General features: G+C 62.6%; 16 protein-coding genes and 1 pseudogene. 11 read left to right on the top strand and 6 right to left on the bottom strand.

All coding sequences use genetic code 11. From position 1 onward, the window contains the following. Positions 1-626: pseudogene (locus BI343_RS05345) on the top strand (SLC5/6 family protein); the annotation flags it as partial. A 46-nt stretch (positions 627-672) separates the two neighbouring features. Here BI343_RS05345 and BI343_RS20265 read toward each other — a convergent pair. After that, positions 673-1,206: a hypothetical protein gene (locus BI343_RS20265; protein WP_244886575.1), complete on the bottom strand. Its 534-nt coding sequence runs from the start codon at positions 1,204-1,206 to the stop codon at positions 673-675. A gap of 10 nt (positions 1,207-1,216) precedes the next feature. Between BI343_RS20265 and BI343_RS05335 the strand changes: the two genes are divergently transcribed. Further along, entirely contained in the window at positions 1,217-2,422 is a 1,206-nt protein-coding gene (locus BI343_RS05335) for an amino acid aminotransferase (protein ID WP_071108943.1), read from the top strand. A 346-nt stretch (positions 2,423-2,768) separates the two neighbouring features. Beyond that, entirely contained in the window at positions 2,769-3,122 is a 354-nt protein-coding gene (locus BI343_RS05330; RefSeq protein WP_071108942.1) for a hypothetical protein, read from the top strand. A gap of 56 nt (positions 3,123-3,178) precedes the next feature. On the opposite strand, the gene BI343_RS05325 is transcribed toward BI343_RS05330, so the two are convergent. From BI343_RS05325 to BI343_RS05315, 3 genes are all read right to left on the bottom strand, one after another. Further along, the gene (locus tag BI343_RS05325) at positions 3,179-3,835 is read right to left on the bottom strand and encodes a TetR/AcrR family transcriptional regulator (RefSeq protein WP_043625371.1); all 657 of its coding nucleotides are present in this window, start codon (positions 3,833-3,835) and stop codon (positions 3,179-3,181) included. Positions 3,836-3,904: 69 nt separating this feature from the next. Next, positions 3,905-4,750, bottom strand: coding sequence for a mechanosensitive ion channel family protein (locus BI343_RS05320; RefSeq protein WP_071108941.1), 846 nt, complete (start codon positions 4,748-4,750; stop codon positions 3,905-3,907). Between the two features lie 6 nt (positions 4,751-4,756). Then, positions 4,757-6,367 (bottom strand): peptide chain release factor 3, encoded by a 1,611-nt coding sequence (locus tag BI343_RS05315; protein ID WP_071108940.1) that lies wholly within the window; start codon positions 6,365-6,367, stop codon positions 4,757-4,759. Positions 6,368-6,537: 170 nt separating this feature from the next. On the opposite strand from BI343_RS05315, the gene BI343_RS05310 reads away from it, so the two are divergent. The 8 genes from BI343_RS05310 (at position 6,538) to BI343_RS05275 (ending at position 14,847) form a co-directional block, all read left to right on the top strand. Continuing rightward, positions 6,538-7,155 carry a riboflavin synthase gene (locus BI343_RS05310; protein WP_071108954.1) on the top strand — a complete coding sequence of 206 codons (618 nt, stop codon included), beginning with the start codon at positions 6,538-6,540 and terminating at the stop codon, positions 7,153-7,155. Continuing rightward, the gene (locus BI343_RS05305; RefSeq protein WP_244886574.1) at positions 7,152-7,814 is read left to right on the top strand and encodes a Dph6-related ATP pyrophosphatase; all 663 of its coding nucleotides are present in this window, start codon (positions 7,152-7,154) and stop codon (positions 7,812-7,814) included. Before BI343_RS05310 ends, BI343_RS05305 begins: the two co-directional genes overlap by 4 nt. Beyond that, positions 7,723-8,967, top strand: a complete 1,245-nt coding sequence (gene ribBA, locus BI343_RS05300; RefSeq protein ID WP_422614100.1) for a bifunctional 3,4-dihydroxy-2-butanone-4-phosphate synthase/GTP cyclohydrolase II — start codon at positions 7,723-7,725, stop codon at positions 8,965-8,967. Before BI343_RS05305 ends, ribBA begins: the two co-directional genes overlap by 92 nt. A gap of 61 nt (positions 8,968-9,028) precedes the next feature. Continuing rightward, entirely contained in the window at positions 9,029-9,496 is a 468-nt protein-coding gene (ribH, locus tag BI343_RS05295; protein ID WP_043625362.1) for a 6,7-dimethyl-8-ribityllumazine synthase, read from the top strand. Positions 9,497-9,567: 71 nt separating this feature from the next. Next, the gene (gene nusB, locus BI343_RS05290) at positions 9,568-10,017 is read left to right on the top strand and encodes a transcription antitermination factor NusB (protein ID WP_043625360.1); all 450 of its coding nucleotides are present in this window, start codon (positions 9,568-9,570) and stop codon (positions 10,015-10,017) included. 69 nt (positions 10,018-10,086) lie between these two features. Further along, on the top strand, positions 10,087-11,037 hold the full coding sequence (gene thiL, locus BI343_RS05285; protein WP_071108938.1) for a thiamine-phosphate kinase: 951 nt from the start codon (positions 10,087-10,089) through the stop codon (positions 11,035-11,037). Further along, positions 11,021-11,521 (top strand): phosphatidylglycerophosphatase A family protein, encoded by a 501-nt coding sequence (locus BI343_RS05280; protein ID WP_071108937.1) that lies wholly within the window; start codon positions 11,021-11,023, stop codon positions 11,519-11,521. The genes thiL and BI343_RS05280 overlap by 17 nt, the downstream gene beginning before the upstream one ends. Before the next feature lie 164 nt (positions 11,522-11,685). After that, positions 11,686-14,847, top strand: a complete 3,162-nt coding sequence (locus tag BI343_RS05275; protein WP_071108936.1) for a DNA translocase FtsK — start codon at positions 11,686-11,688, stop codon at positions 14,845-14,847. 69 nt (positions 14,848-14,916) lie between these two features. Here BI343_RS05275 and BI343_RS05270 read toward each other — a convergent pair whose 3' ends face one another. Both BI343_RS05270 and BI343_RS19960 read right to left on the bottom strand, forming a co-directional pair. Continuing rightward, complete coding sequence (locus BI343_RS05270; protein WP_211269385.1) at positions 14,917-15,396, bottom strand: hypothetical protein; 480 nt, start codon at positions 15,394-15,396, stop codon at positions 14,917-14,919. A 194-nt stretch (positions 15,397-15,590) separates the two neighbouring features. Continuing rightward, a complete protein-coding gene (locus tag BI343_RS19960) occupies positions 15,591-15,728 on the bottom strand; it encodes a hypothetical protein (RefSeq protein WP_169828984.1) in 138 nt (45 codons plus the stop codon). Between the last annotated feature and the right edge of the window lie 60 nt (positions 15,729-15,788).

The following is a 15,788-nucleotide window of genomic DNA, read 5'->3' as shown; positions in this document are numbered from 1 at the left end:
GCGATGATCAGAACATTCCAGCCACCACCTTCCGCGTGATGTGCGCCGACTTGTTCGTGTCGCTGCTGGCCGGCATCGCCATCTTCCCGGCGGTATTCGCTTTTGGCTTCCAGCCGGCGGCCGGGTCGTCGCTGCTGTTCATCACCATTCCTGCGGTGTTCGCCAGCATGCCGCTGGGCCACGTCTTCATGGTGGTGTTTTTTGTGCTGACTGCGATCGCCGCCACCGGCGCGATGCTGTCCATTCTGGAGGTGCCGGTGTCGGTGCTGAGCGAGCGTTTCGGCATCAGTCGCGTCAAGGCGACCGTGATCAATCTGCTGTTGTTGGCCGTGGTGGGCTCGGGCTGCGCCTTGTCCAATAGTTTGGCGGCCGATTTCAAGCTGCATGGCATGACCATGTTCGATCTGTTCGACTTTGTCACATCGAATGTGCTGATGCCCTTGGGCGGGATCTTCCTCTGCCTGTTCACTGGTTGGGTGTGGGGCTATGACCGCTTCCGCGACGCGTTGAGCAATGGCGGCAAGCTGAATAACGAGGGCCTGCTCCGGGTGCTGTTCGTCGTGTTGCGCTTCGTATCGCCGGCCTTGATTCTGGTGGTGATGTTGAAGGGCTTGAAAGTGATCTAAAAAAACAAGGGCCGGACCATGCTGTCCGGCCTTTTTCTTGGCGGATTCAAGTCGGGGAGCCGTCTTCGTCGCCGCTGATGACGGGCGGCGGCGCGAAGCCGTTGATGTCGCGGGCGCTTTTCTCCAGCAGCAGTACGATGGAGGTGTTCAGCGCGCCGAAGGCCCAGCTGATCAGCATGAAGACGGAATAGGCCGTCAGCTTGTCGGCGAACAGCGCGTGCCCGTGCAGGGTGAGCTCGGCGGGGTCGAATACGGAGTAGAAGACGACGGTTACGAGCACGGCGATGATGAATGAGGGCCAGAACAACAGAATGCCTTTTCTCATGTTTGTCTCCATGTGGCGTGAAATCGGCAGGATGACGACGGATAGGGCTTTTGGCTTGTTGATTTTGCCATCATAGGCGATTTGGACGCCGAGCGGCGCAATATCCTGCCGCGCCGGCCAGGCGTCGGGCCTGTCGGCGCCGGCCCTGGACGTGTTAGACTGTTGTTCGACAGCGAACAACGTGCCTTCGCAAGGCAACAACGCAATCCGTTTTTCATGGTCGACTGAAGCGTGTCGGCCCATCTGCAAATTCATGGAGTCTGATATGACCTCTTCGATCTTCGCCGGCGTGGAGCTGGCGCCCCGCGACCCCATTCTTGGTCTGAATGAAGCTTTCAACGCCGATACCCGCGGCACCAAGGTGAATCTTGGCGTGGGCGTCTATTCCAATGATGACGGCAAGATTCCGCTGCTGGCGGCGGTGCAGACGGCGGAAAAGGCTAGGCTGGAGGCGCTGCCCGCGCGCGGCTATCAGCCTATCGAAGGCTCGGCCGCTTACGACGTGGCAGTGCAGAAGCTGCTGTTCGGCGCCGACAGCGAGCTGCTGTCGGCTGGCCGGGTGGTGACTGCGCAGGCCTTGGGCGGCACCGGTGCCTTGAAGATAGGCGCGGACTTCCTGAAGCGGCTGAACCCCGCTGCCAAGGTTTACATCAGCGACCCGTCGTGGGAGAACCATCGCGCCTTGTTCGAGTCTGCCGGCTTTGAAGTGGAAAACTATCCGTACTACGAAGCGGCGACGCGCGGCGTCGATTTCGCCGCGATGAAGGCGCGTCTGGCATTGCTGGCCGCCGGCTCCGTCATCGTGCTGCACGCCTGCTGCCACAATCCGACCGGCGCCGATCTGTCCGCCGCGCAATGGGAGGAGGTGGTGTCCGTTTGCCGCGAGCGCGGCCTGGTGCCGTTCCTGGACATGGCTTATCAAGGCTTCGCCGACGGCATCGACGCCGATGCGCTGGCGGTTCGCCTGTTCGCTATGTCCGGCCTGCAATTCTTCATCGCCAGCTCCTTCTCCAAGAGCTTTTCGCTGTATGGCGAGCGCGTGGGCGCCTTGTCGATCGTGACGTCCGGCAAGGATGAGTCGTCTCGCGTGCTGTCGCAGCTCAAGCGCGTGATCCGCACCAACTACTCCAATCCGCCTATACATGGCGCGGCGATTGTGGCGACGGTGCTGTCCAGTCCTGAGCTGCGTCGCCAGTGGGAGGAGGAGCTGGCGGGCATGCGTGACCGCATCCGTGCCATGCGCCTGGCTTTGTTGGAGGCGATCAAGGCCCATGGCGTGGCCGCCGATTTCTCCTTTATCACGGCGCAGCGCGGCATGTTCTCGTATACCGGCCTGACTGCGGCGCAAGTCGAGCGTTTGCGCGAGGAGTTTGGCATCTATGCCGTGTCCACCGGCCGGATCTGTCTGGCTGCGTTGAACAGCAAGAATGTCGATTACGTCGCCTCTGCGATCGCCAAGGTGCTTGCCTGAGGTTTGTCGCTTGAGTGGTGGATGAAAAACCCGGCTTGCCGGGTTTTTTTGCGTCCGCCTTGCTTCAGTAAACGAATGGAATTTTTTTATGAATTTATATTATTTTTGTCATGATTTGCCTGAGAGTGTGACATGCGCGCCATGTCGTCAGTGTCCAAAAGTACAGTTCTAATCCCCCGCGTATGGGTTTTCCCTAGGCGGGCATTGTCTCGGCAGTCAATTGTCCGCATGATGAGGGTAGACATCAGTGAATGTCGGATTGCCGACCCTGGGCCACAAGCCTTGCGCCAGGCAGTCACAATAATCCAATAGCTTGTTTATGAGGGGAAACCCTCGGGGTAGAGCCATGACTACAACTTTTCCTGAAGTGTTGGTCCTGCAGGCTTTGACTGCAGGTGCTTTCGACGCGGACGATGCCGATGTCCGCAACAACTTGGGGCTGCTGGGATTGCTGGATGTGTATTCCCGCGATGGCCGTTTCCGTTTGACGGTGTCCTTGGAGCCGGCGGACCCGGATGCGCCGTCGACGCTGTGGAATCTGGAGGCGGAGATGGAAGTGTGCGCGGATGGCGCGGTGGCGCGGCTGGGCGGGCGTCAGCTTGAGTACATCGGCACAAAACCGGGCAATTATTTGCGCGAGCTGTTGGCTGCCGGCGAGCTGGGCGATTACCTGGTGCCGGGGGCAGCTCAGGCGGCCTGACGCATGCGGCAGGGCATAAACAACAAAGCCACCCCAGGGTGGCTTTGTTGCTTTGGTCAAGACGCTTTTTGCGCAGTGTGTCTTTCGTACAAAGACCGGAAGGCGTGCATGTATTCCGGCTGCACATAGGGTTTGAGCAGGGCCAGCACCTGCAGCACGCCGCGATGGCCGGACTCCTCGGTGATGGGCGCCTTGGGGCGGGATGTCTGCTCGAAGGCGAACCAGAATTTCACCACCAGCCAGATATTGATGCTGACCGCCTCGATATCCTCTTCATCCATTTTCAGCAGGCCCAGCCGGATGAATTCGCGGAAGTGTTCGCCCAGTATGTTCTTCAGCTCGGTATTGACGAACTGGTGGTACTCCGACTGCATCTGCGGATTGCGCGCCAGCAGGCCCGGCAAGTCGTAGAACATGAAGCGGAACTGCCACATCGCCAGGAAGGCTGTGTCCAGATAGTTCACCAGATCATCGACCGTCATTTTGCGGTCTTCCGGCACGGCCAGGCGCTGGTTGATGAACTCTCTGTACATTATGAATATCTGATATACGATTTCCTCTTTGTTGCGGAAATGGTAATACAGATTGCCCGGGCTGATGCCAAGATGGGCTGCGATATGGTTGGTGGTGATGCTGCGCTCGCCCTGTTCGTTAAACAGCTTGAGGCTTTCCTGGATGATGCGGTCGTAGGTTTTGATTCTGGTTTTACTCATGATCCACCGGCTGGTGAGGGCTTCGCGTAGCGCAATTGTATACGATGTTTGGAGTTCTTGCTCTATTTCTTAGTCGGCGGCTGCCGGATAGCAGGCGGCCATGAACTGATGCAGGATGGCCTGCTCGATACGTTGCCTTTCGCGGGCGGGGATGGCGATGCGCAAGATCAATTGATAGCGCTTTTCGTCGAATGGCTGAATGGAAATGCGCGGCTCCACCGACGGGATGTCCACCAGGTAGCGTTTGGCCATTTCTTCCATGTGCTGCCGCGCCAATTCCATATGCGGCAGGCAGGTGTTTTCCGCGGCCGCCATCAGCAGGCGCTCGGCCTGGGCGGGCGGCACGGTGTAGGCGAGCGGCACATTGATGATATGCATCACGTATTCGCCCATATAGTTTTCCCGTATCACCGGCGTGGACAGCAGCAGACTGTTGGGGAAGGTGAGGGCGCGGCCGGTCATTTGATGCGAGCTGTGATTGGGGCCGATTTCCATCACGGTGGTCGACAATAGGCCGATGTCGACCACCCGTCCGCGCACCGTGCCGATCTCGATGTGATCGCCCAGGCCATAGCTGTCGGACATCTGGCGGACGACGCCGCCGGACAGGCACATGATCAATTCCTTGGTGGCCAGGATCAGCGCCGCGGCGAAGGCCAGCATGGAAACGGCCAGCGTTTGCAGCTCATTGGCCCAGATGAAGCCGATGCCGGCCAGACCTGCCAGAAACAGGCCGTTGCGGGTGTTGACCGACCAGCGGCGGCGCTCCTCGACCGGCACGCCCTGATTCGCCGCCAGCAGCCGGTCGACTACGATGCGGATGATCAGCAGCGTCAGAATCAGCAGCAGCGAGCGGGTAATCTCGTGCGAGTAGTTTTCCCGCAGGAAGGCGATCAGGTCGAGGAAGGTGCGCATGGATGCTTAGTCGTTCAGTTTGACCGCGTGCTCGCGCGTCTCGTGGAACACGATGTCCGGCCAGCGTTCCTGCGTCAGCTGCAGATTGACGCGGTTGGGCGCCAGATAGGCCAGGTTGCCGCCGGCGTCGGTGGCGATATTCATCTGCAGCGTCTTGACGAATTCATCCAGCTTCTTGCGGTCGTCGCAGGTGAACCAACGCGCCGACCAGATGCTGGCCGATTCAAAAATCGCGTCCACGCCGTATTCGGCCGCCAGGCGGCTGGCTACCACCTCAAACTGCAGCACGCCGACCGCGCCCAGGATCAAATCGCCGCCGCTGTGCGGCTTGAACACTTGCACCGCGCCTTCTTCGCCCAGCTGTTGCAAGCCTTTCTGCAGCTGTTTCAGCTTCAGCGGGTTCTTGATGCGCACCGAGCGGAACATTTCCGGCGCGAAGAACGGGATGCCGGTGAAGGCCAGCTCTTCGCCTTCGGAAAAGCTGTCGCCGATCTGGATGTTGCCGTGGTTGGGGATGCCGATGATGTCGCCGGCAAACGCTTCTTCCACGATCTCGCGGTCGTGCGACATGAAGGTCGCCACCGAGCTGGCGGAGATCTCGCGGTTCAGGCGCAGATGCTTCATCTTCATGCCGCGCTCGAACTGGCCGGAGCAGACACGCAGGAAGGCGATGCGGTCGCGGTGCTTCGGGTCCATATTGGCCTGGATCTTGAACACGAAGCCAGAGAACTTGGCTTCCTTGGGATCCACGCTGCGCACGGTGGCGTCGCGCTGTTGCGGGGCCGGCGCCCAGTCGATCAGCGCGTTGAGGATCTCGCGCACGCCGAAGTTGTTGATGGCGGAGCCGAAGAAGACCGGCGTCAGCTCGCCGGCCAGGAATTCGTCCAGATTCCACTCGTTGGAGGCGCCCTTGACCAGTTCGATCTCCATGCGCAGCTGTTCCATTTCCAGCGGGAACAGTTCGTCCAGGCGCGGGTTGTCTATGCCTTGGATCACTTCGATGTCGGATACCAGCTTCTCGGTGCCGGCCTCGAATAGGATGACCTCGTCGTTCAACAGGCTGTACACGCCGCGGAAGGTCTTGCCCATGCCGATGGGCCAAGTGATGGGCGAGCAGCGGATCTTCAGCACGTTTTCCACTTCGTCCAGCAGTTCCAGGCTATCGCGGACTTCGCGGTCGCACTTGTTCATGAAGGTGACGATGGGGGTGTTGCGCAGGCGGCAGACATTCAGCAGCTTGATGGTCTGCTCTTCCACGCCCTTGGCCGCGTCGATCACCATCAGCGCGCTGTCCACGGCGGTCAGCACGCGATAGGTATCTTCGGAGAAGTCCTGGTGGCCCGGGGTGTCCAGCAGGTTGACCGTGTGCTCGCGATAGTCGAACTGCATCACCGACGACGCCACCGAAATGCCGCGCTGTTTTTCGATCTCCATCCAGTCGGAGGTGGCGAACTTGCCGCCTTTCTTGCCCTTCACGGTGCCGGCCATCTGGATGGCGCCCGAGAACAGCAGCAGCTTTTCCGTCAGCGTGGTTTTACCGGCGTCGGGGTGGGAGATGATGGCGAAGGTGCGGCGATGCGCAACTTCTTCGGCGATGCGGGCGAGTTCGACGGACATGGAGTGACTTGCTTGGAATTCGATAAAGCCGACTATTTTACCGGACTTGCCGTCCCACGGAAATCCTGTTGTCGCGGCTTTTTCGGCGGATTTCAGGCTGAGAATATGGCGACGGCCTACGCGATAGCGGGGTACAATGACGGTACTTAAGCAGATTGAAGGAGCGTTCCGTGTTCACCGGCATTGTCCAGGGTGTGGCCGAAGTGGTCGCCATCGAAGAAAAGCAGGATTTCCGGACCCACATCGTACGTTTGCCGCAAGCCATGCTGCCCGGCTTGCAGTTGGGGGCCTCGGTGGCGCACAACGGCTGCTGTCTCACCGTTACCCGCGTTGACGGCGATCGGGTTCACTTCGATCTGATGCGGGAAACGCTGCGCGTCACCAATCTGGGCGCGCTGAAGGTGGGCGACGGGGTCAATGTCGAGCGCGCGGCGCGTTTTGGCGACGATATCGGCGGTCATGCGATGTCCGGCCATGTGATGGGGCTGGCTACGGTGGTGGAGGTAATCGAATCGCCGAACAACCGCACCGTGTGGTTCGAGCTGCCGGCCGGCCTGGAAAAATACGTGTTCGCCAAGGGCTATATCGGCATAGACGGCATCAGCCTCACCATAGGCGCGGTTGAAAACCGCCGCTTCTGCGTCCATCTGATCCCGGAAACGCTGACCCGCACCAATATCACCGGACGGGCGCCGGGCGACCGGATCAATATCGAGATCGATCCGCAAACCCAGGCCATCGTCGACACCGTGGAGCGGGTGCTGGCGCAGCGCGGAGGCGCGGTGTGACGCTGGCCGGCGAGCCGGCGCTGGCGTCTTGGAGCGGCGGCAAGGATAGCTGCCTCGCCTTATGGCGCGCGGTGCGGCTAGGCGTCAAGCCCGTCCTGCTGCTGACCATGTGCGATGAAAGCGGAGAACGCTCGCGCTCTCATGGCGTGCGACCGGAAGTGCTGGCGATGCAGGCGGCGGCGCTGGGTTTGCCGCAGCGCCTGGGGCGGGCGAGCTGGGGCGATTATCGCGAGGTGTTCGTCGAAGTCTTGCGCCGCGCCGCCGACGACGGCGTCAGGCTGGCGGTGTTTGGCGACATCGATCTTGACGCGCATCGCGAATGGGAAGAGCGGGTGTGCGCCGAGGCTGGCTTGCGCGCAGTGCTGCCGTTGTGGCAACAGCAGCGGGCCGACCTGGCACGCGAATTCGTCGCCGCCGGCTTTGTCGCCCGCATCGTGATGGTCAATACGGCATTGGCGGATGAAAAATGGCTGGGCCGCGTGTTCGACGCGGCTCTGATCGAAGAAATGCTGGCCGAGGGCGTCGATCCCTGCGGCGAAGCGGGCGAGTTCCACACGCTGGTGGTGGATGGGCCGCTGTTCAATCGGCCGCTGGCGCTGCGCGATGGCGAAGTGGCGAAGCTCGGCGAATACCGGGCGCTGGATCTGCTGCCCGCGTAGAACGGGCGAACCGACAAAGGAAGAGAGCATGGCCATATCCCCGATTCAAGACATCATCGCCGACATCAAGGCCGGCAAGATGGTGGTGCTGATGGACGCGGAAGACCGCGAGAACGAAGGCGACCTGGTGATGGCGGCGGAGCATGTCACGCCGGAGGCGATCAATTTCATGGCCAAGCATGGCCGCGGCCTGATCTGCCTGACGCTGAGCGAGGAGCGCTGCAAGCTGCTGAACCTACCGATGATGACTGGCAACAACGGCACCAGTTTCGGCACCAACTTCACCGTGTCCATCGAGGCGGCCGAGGGCGTCACCACTGGCATCTCCGCCGCCGATCGCGCCCATACCATCAAGACCGCCGTGGCGCGGCTGGCCAAGGCCAGCGACCTGGTGCAGCCGGGCCACGTGTTCCCGCTGAAAGCGCAGAACGGCGGCGTGCTGGTGCGCGCCGGCCATACCGAGGCCGGCTGTGATCTGGCCATGCTGGCGGGCGCCGAGCCTGCCGGCGTGATCTGCGAAATCATGAATGACGACGGCACCATGGCGCGTCTGCCGGAGCTGTTGAAGTTCGCCGAGGAGCATGGCTTGAAGATCGGCACCATCGCCGACCTGATCCAGTACCGCAGCCGCACCGAATCGCTGGTGGAGAAAGTGGGCCAGCGCGAGGTCGATACCCCGTTCGGCTGTTTCGATCTGCACGTGTTCCGCGACATCACCACCTCGGCCACCCATCTGGCGCTGAGCAAGGGCAAGATCCGCGCCGGCCATGACACCCTGGTGCGCGTCCACGAGCCGCTGTCGGTGATCGATATGCTGGCTCCGCTGTGCAGCCGTCATTCGTGGACGCTGCCCAATGCGCTGGAAACCATAGAAGAAGAGGGATGCGGCGTGGTGGTGCTGTTGTACCGCGACGAAACCGGCGCCGACTTGGCGCAGCGCGCCCTGGGCCAAGAGGCGCCGCGGCAGAAGTGGGACAGCAAGACTTTCGGCATCGGCGCGCAGATGCTGAAGGCGCTGGGCGTCGGCAAGATGCGGCTGATGTCCAGTCCGGTCAGTCTGCCGTCGATGACCGGTTTCGAGCTGGAGGTGACCAGTTTCTGCCAGCCGCACCATTTTCATGTCGATGGCGAGGGCGGTCCGGGCGTGGCTTAATCGCCGCGTTTGCGCTACAATTGCCGGCTTTCCTTAGTGTTTTCGCCGCGAGGACTTTCCGATGCTTGAAGCTATCCAGCGTATTGAACCCAATCTGTCCGGCCAGGGCCTGAAAATCGGCATCGTGATGGCGCGTTTCAACACGCCGGTGTGCCACGGCCTGCGCGATGCCTGCCTGTCCGAGCTGAGCAAGCTGGGCGTGTCCGAGCAGGACATCACCCTGGCTACCGTGCCGGGCGCGCTGGAAGTGCCCCTGGTGCTGCAGACCATGGCCAAGACCGGCCGTTTTGACGCGCTGGTGGCGTTGGGCGCGGTGATCCGCGGCGAAACCTATCATTTTGAACTGGTATCGAACGAATCCGGCGCCGGCGTCACTCGCGTCGGCCTGGATTTCGACATCCCGGTAGCCAATGCCATCCTGACCACCGAGACCGACGAGCAGGCGGAAGTCCGCATGCAGGAAAAGGGCGGCGACGCCGCCCGCGTCGCGGTGGAGATGGCCAATCTGCACAAGACGCTGCGCGGCTGAGCCAGTCGCCGCCAGCCATTACAGGGAGGCGCAACAAGCGCTTCCCTTGTTCTTTCCAAGGAATCGCCACCATGAAAACCGCTCGCCGCCGCGCACGCGAATTCGCCGTGCAAGGCATCTACGAATGGGAGCTGAATCCGGATCGCCCGGCTTCGCTGATCGAAAAACACCTGCGCGAGAACGAATACTTCGTCAAGGCCGACGAGGCGCTGTTTCGCGGCATCCTGTACGGCGTGTTGAAGGATGTGGAAACGCTGTCTGCCCAGGTCAGCCGCTACTACGAGCGCGCCGACGACGAAGTCAGCCCGGTGGAGCGCGCCGTGCTGCTGATGGCCGCGCTGGAATTGACGCAAAGCCCGGAAACGCCGTACCCGGTGATCATCAATGAAGCCATTGAAATCACCAAGACTTTTGGCGGCACCGATGGCCACAAATTCGTCAACGGCGTGCTGGACAAGCTGGCCGCCGATGTGCGTGGCGACGAAGTGCTGGCGCAGAAGCAGCGCCGCAAACAGGACTGAGCGCAGCGCCTCGCGGCGTGCCGCCATCGACGACACCCGCCGCCGGCGGGTGTTTTTGCGTGAGGGGCCATGAACGAGTTTGAACTGATAGGCCGCTATTTCAAGCGGCCGACGCCATCGGCGTTGCTGGGTGTCGGCGACGACGCCGCCATCGTGCGGCCGACGCCGGGCCATGATCTGCACATGTCGGTGGACATGCTGGTGGAGGGGCGGCATTTCTTCGCCGACGTCGCGCCGCGCGCGCTGGGCCACAAGGCACTGGCGGTCAATCTGTCCGATCTGGCGGCAATGGGCGCGCGACCGCGCTGGGCTTTGCTGTCTCTGGCGCTGCCCAAGGCCGATGAGGCTTGGGTGGCCGAGTTCGCCGCCGGCTTCCTGGCGCTGGCCGAGTCGCATGGCGTAGAGCTGATAGGCGGCGACACCACCTGCGGTCCGTTGACGCTTTCGGTCACGATATTGGGCGAGGCGCCTGCCGGACAGGCCTTGCGCCGCGCCGCCGCAAAAGCCGGCGACGACATCTGGGTCTCCGGCGAATTGGGCTTGGGCGCCTTGTCGGTGCGGCAGCGCTTGGGTTGGCTGAATGTAAATGACGCGGAACTGTTGGCCGCCGCTCGTTACAAACTCGAATACCCCGAGCCGCGTTTGGCGCTGGGCGCGGTCTTGCTGCCGCTGGCTCATGCCGCGGCCGACGTGTCCGACGGTTTGATGGCGGACTTGGGACATATTCTCGACGAATCCGCCGTCGCTGCCGAGGTTTGGGCCGATGCGTTGCCGTCGCATCCTGCGCTGGAAGCGCGGCGCGGCGAGTTTCTGGCCTGCCTGGCGGCCGGCGGCGACGATTACGAATTGGTGTTCACTGCCGCGCCAGCCAAACGCGCCGCCATTGAAGCGGCCGCAGCGGCGCCCGGCTGCCGCGTCAGCCGCATCGGACGGATTGTGGCGGGGAAGGGCGCGCGGCTGCTGGATTCGGCCGGCGTGGAAATCAAATTGGACAAGGATGGTTATGACCACTTCGGCTGAAACGCTGAACATTACGCCGGACTGGCGTTTTCTGCTGCGCAATCCGGCTCACTTGCTGGCTTTCGGCTTCGGCAGCGGCCTGATGCGCAAGGCGCCCGGCACGTGGGGCACGCTGGTGGCGTATCCCCTGTTCTTTCCGCTGCACGCCTTGGGCATAAATGGCTGGACCCTGGCCGCGTTGTGCCTGCCGCTGTTTCTGATCGGCGTCTACGTTTGCGATGTCACCGGCAAAGCGCTGGGCGTGCATGACTATGGCGGCATCGTTTGGGACGAAGTGGTGGGCATGCTGCTGGTGCTGGCCTTTGCGCCAGCCACCTGGGCGGGCTGGTTGCTGGCTTTCGCGCTGTTCCGGTTATTCGACATCGTCAAGCCATGGCCGATCCGCTGGTTTGATCAGCGTGTCGGCGGCGGTTTCGGCGTGATGATCGACGATGTGATCGCCGCTTTGTTCGCGATTGCCGTGCAGGCGCTGATCTGGCGCTGATTTGGCGTGGGGCTAGGCATGCCCGCTGCCGCCGCGCCGGTAAAACCGTTACAATTCGGACATAAAGTGACAGATGGCTTGACGGATGCATCCCATCATCAGGCTGCCATGAATAATACTGCCGCGCGCCTGGCGCGGGCGGATTCGATTCGGGGTTTGCGATTGTGTGGTTTGTAGTCATTGTGTTGGTATTGCTGGGGCTGGCCGGCTGGCTGATCAAGAGCGGCCGGATGCCGCTGGATCGCTTCAAGCAAAAGCTGGATAGTGTGCTCGGCGTGGAGGGGCGCGCCGAGCGTTACGAGCCGGATTATTTCGCAGAAGAAGCCGAGCGCCCGTCGGAAGATGAGTCTGCCATGGCGCCGAAGCCTCCCCGCGAGCCAGCGGCGCAGGTCGCGGCTGCGGAGCCGTCACCCGCCGCGCCCGCTACGCCTGAGTCGCCGCTCGCCACGCCGCGGCCCGCTCCCCGTCAGCGTCCGGCCCCATTCCATGCCAGCGCGGAAAAGCCGCGCGAGACCATCACCTTGCCTAAGCGGCAGCCGCCGCACTCCAGCGCTCCGCCGGCGGATCTGCCGACGCTGGAGCTGTCCCGCGAGCACCGCAAGAAGCTACGTCAGCAGCCGCGCCAGCCAGCGGCCAGTGATCTGCCGGTAATCGGCCTGTCTGAAATGCAAAGCAATATGCGGCAGGATTATCGACGCCGCCAACGCGTGCGCGGCATCGAGCCGGCGGGCAAGGATGAGAAACCCTTGCCGACGATAGCCAGCCAGGAAGTGCGCGCCGCCGTGGCCAATCTGCATGCGCATCGGCGCGCTCCCGAACCTGCCCCCAGGCCGCTGCCGCCGGTGGAGCTGGTGCCGATTCCGCGATCCAAACCGGAGGCCAAGCCGGAGCCGGTCCGGCCCCTGGTGGTGTTGGAGCACTTGCGCAAGCCGGAGCCGGCGGCGCCGAGAATCAGCGCAGACCCTATATGGCGTATCACGCCGACCGAGACGCCGCCACAGCCTGCCAAAGCGGCGCAGGCCGCTCCCGGAGATGCCGCTCCTCGAGAGCCGATTGTAGTCAACGCAACGCCGCAGGCTGAAAGTGGAGCCGAGCCAGCGCTGCAGTCGCCGATGCCCCTCCAGGTCGAGGCAGACGGCGCCTCCGCCGAGCCTTGGCCGGTGTTGGGCGCGATTGATGAATCCTCTGTTCAAGGGCAGGCGGCGGAGCCGCAGCCCGCCGCATCGGAGGCCGTTGCCCGTATGGACGGTGATGTTGAGGCCGCGCTCGAGCCGACGACGTTTGAGCCATCGGTGGCTCCGGAACTGGCACCGCTGCCGGCGCCTGTGGCGTCGGAGCGCGTCGAGACGACGGCCATGCGCACGCCGTGGCGCTGGCCGCAGACCCGCGAGGTGTTGCCGTCGCCATCTGACGTCAAGCCGGAAAGTGAGCGGAAAGCCCCCGCGCCCGCGGGTATCGAACCCGCCACCCCGACCCTGGCTGCTGCTGCTGCCAGTCTGGCTGCCACGCCCATGCCGTGGGTGCTGATGGAGGTGCCGGTAGTTGAGCCGGCATCGGAGCCTGAAGCGGACGCTCCGTCGCCGCGGGCCGTGCCCACGGTCATGACGCCGGAGGCGGCGGGGGCTGAGCTTGTCACGGAGTTCGCGCCGCAACCGCTTCCTATCGCCACATCGGCCGAAGAGAAGGCGCCTGCCCAAGCGGCTGAAGCTGAGTCCGCTGTTTCTTTGCCCTGGGTCTTGATCGACAAGCCGGCTGCTGCCATGCCGGCGCCAGTCGCCGCCAACGCGCCGCAATCGGAGTCGGCGCTTGCGGCGGAGCCGGCCGCGCGGCACAGCTACGATGACTCCATGCTGCCAGGCTTGGATTTGCTGCGGCCGGCCGATGGCGTGCAGGAAGCGTGCAGCCAGGATGAATTGATCGAGCGCGGCATCGTGATCGAGGAGAAATGCGCTGAGTTCAAGGTCAAGGTGAGCGTGGTCGACGCTTACGCCGGCCCGGTGATCACCCGTTACGAGGTGGAGCCGGCGGTGGGCGTGCGCGGCAATCAGGTGGTGAACCTGATGAAAGACCTGTCGCGCGCGCTGGGCCTGGCTTCGATCCGCGTGGTGGAAACCATACCGGGCAAGACTTGCATGGGGTTGGAGTTGCCGAATCCCAAGCGGCAGATGATCCGCCTGTCGGAAATCTTCTGCGCCGACGTGTTCCAGCAGAACGCCTCGCGCTTGACCTTGGCGCTGGGCAAGGACATCACCGGCGAACCGGTGGTGATGGACCTGGCCAAGGCGCCTCACCTGCTGGTGGCGGGCACCACCGGCTCCGGCAAGTCGGTGGGCGTCAACGCGATGATTCTGTCCATGTTGTACAAGGCCACCCCGGATGAAGTGCGCTTCATCATGATCGACCCGAAGATGCTGGAACTATCGGTCTACAACGATATTCCCCATCTGCTGGCGCCGGTGGTGACCGATATGAAGCTGGCCGCCAACGCGCTCAATTGGTGCGTGGGCGAGATGGAGCGCCGCTATCGGCTGATGAGCGCCATGGGCGTGCGCAATCTGGCCGGCTACAACCTGAAGGTGGCGGAAGCCGCGGCGGCCGGGCGGCGCATCGCCAATCCGTTCAGCCTGACGCCGGAAACGCCGGAGCCATTGGACAAGCTGCCTTTCATCGTGGTGGTGGTGGACGAATTCGCCGACTTGATGATGGTGGCCGGCAAGAAGATCGAGGAGTTGATCGCCCGCCTGGCGCAGAAGGCGCGCGCCGCCGGCATCCACCTGATTCTAGCCACCCAGCGGCCATCGGTCGACGTCATTACCGGCTTGATCAAAGCCAATATCCCGACTCGGATCGCCTTCCAGGTGTCTAGCAAGGTGGATAGCCGGACCATTCTGGACCAGATGGGCGCCGAATCGCTGCTGGGCCAGGGCGACATGCTGTTCCTGCCGCCTGGCACGGGCTATCCGCAGCGCGTGCATGGCGCCTTCGTCACCGACGACGAAGTGCATGCCGTGGTGGAGCACTTGAAGCAGTTTGGCGAGCCGGATTACGTGGAAGGCCTGCTGACCGGCGAGAGCGAAGCGGACGAGGAGTCGGCCGCCGCCACCGCCAAGGCGCAGGCGGCGACGGAAACCGACCCGCTGTACGATGAAGCGGTGGAGATCGTGCTGCGCACGCGCAAGCCGTCGATTTCCGGCGTGCAGCGCCATCTGCGCATCGGCTACAACCGCGCGGCGCGGCTGATAGAGGAGATGGAAGCCGCCGGCATCGTCAGCCCTATGGAAAGCAACGGCAACCGCACGGTGCTGGTGCCGCAACGGGACTTCTAAACGATCTGGCTGGCCAAGCAAAAGCGCACCCGCGGGTGCGCTTTTTTCATGATCGCCGCAACAACCGGCTTACGGCCACAGCTGGCAGTATTCGGTATTCGCTTCGTAGTTGCCGCTGACCGAACCATCGGCATTGATTTTCTTGACCCAGCCGTTGGGTTGGCGGCGAGTCGGCTGCGCGCCGCAATTGGTATGTACCCAGTGGATGCCGACGCCGCTGGTATACAGTTGACCGCATAGTTGCAGGCGGTCGCCGGCCTGGATGGTGTTCAGCGGGTAGGGCACGTCTTCGCCGGCGGAGTCGTAACCGGAGGCGAATACATTGTCCATCGCTACATCGTAGGTGTGGCCATCCTGGTCGGCGCGCAGGCGAACATGGGTGTGCGACAGCTCTACGCCGTTCAAGATTTGGCCGTTGGCGAAGCTGGGGCCGCTCACCACGGTGCCGGTGAGGTAGCTGCCGGCGGCGGCGCGGCAATCGGCTTTGGCATCGGCCAGGGCGGCCAGGGGCAGGGCAAGCAGACAGGCGGCCAGAACGAGTTTCTTCACGACAGGATCCTTTGCAGTTATGAATGACGTTGTTTTATTGCGCGGCCATTCTAGTGGCAATCGATCATGGCTGTGTTGCAGCTTTAAGAAGACCTGTGAATTTGTATTTCAAGCAATTTGCAATGCATGGCGGAGGCTGCGACAACAAAAAAGCGCGCCAGAGGCGCGCTTTTGCGGAACAAGACATGATGGGATCAGCGGCGGCGACGGGTTTCCTCGTCGGTCCGGATGCGGATGGGCACCAGCTTGCCTTGCTGTTGTACCGGGGTAGCCAGCAATTTGGCGACAGCGATCACCGCAATGAACAGGGCGGCTAAAAGAAGGATTTGCATGGTATGACTCCCCGTGGCTGAATCCGAGGCGGGTTTCGGATCATGTGTGGCCGCCTCTGA

The sequence above is a fragment of the Chromobacterium amazonense genome (genome assembly GCF_001855565.1).
Classification (GTDB): Bacteria; Pseudomonadota; Gammaproteobacteria; order Burkholderiales; family Chromobacteriaceae; genus Chromobacterium; species Chromobacterium amazonense.
The sequence above is the reverse complement of the archived record's forward strand: the minus strand, read 5'-3'. Positions and strand labels throughout refer to the sequence as shown.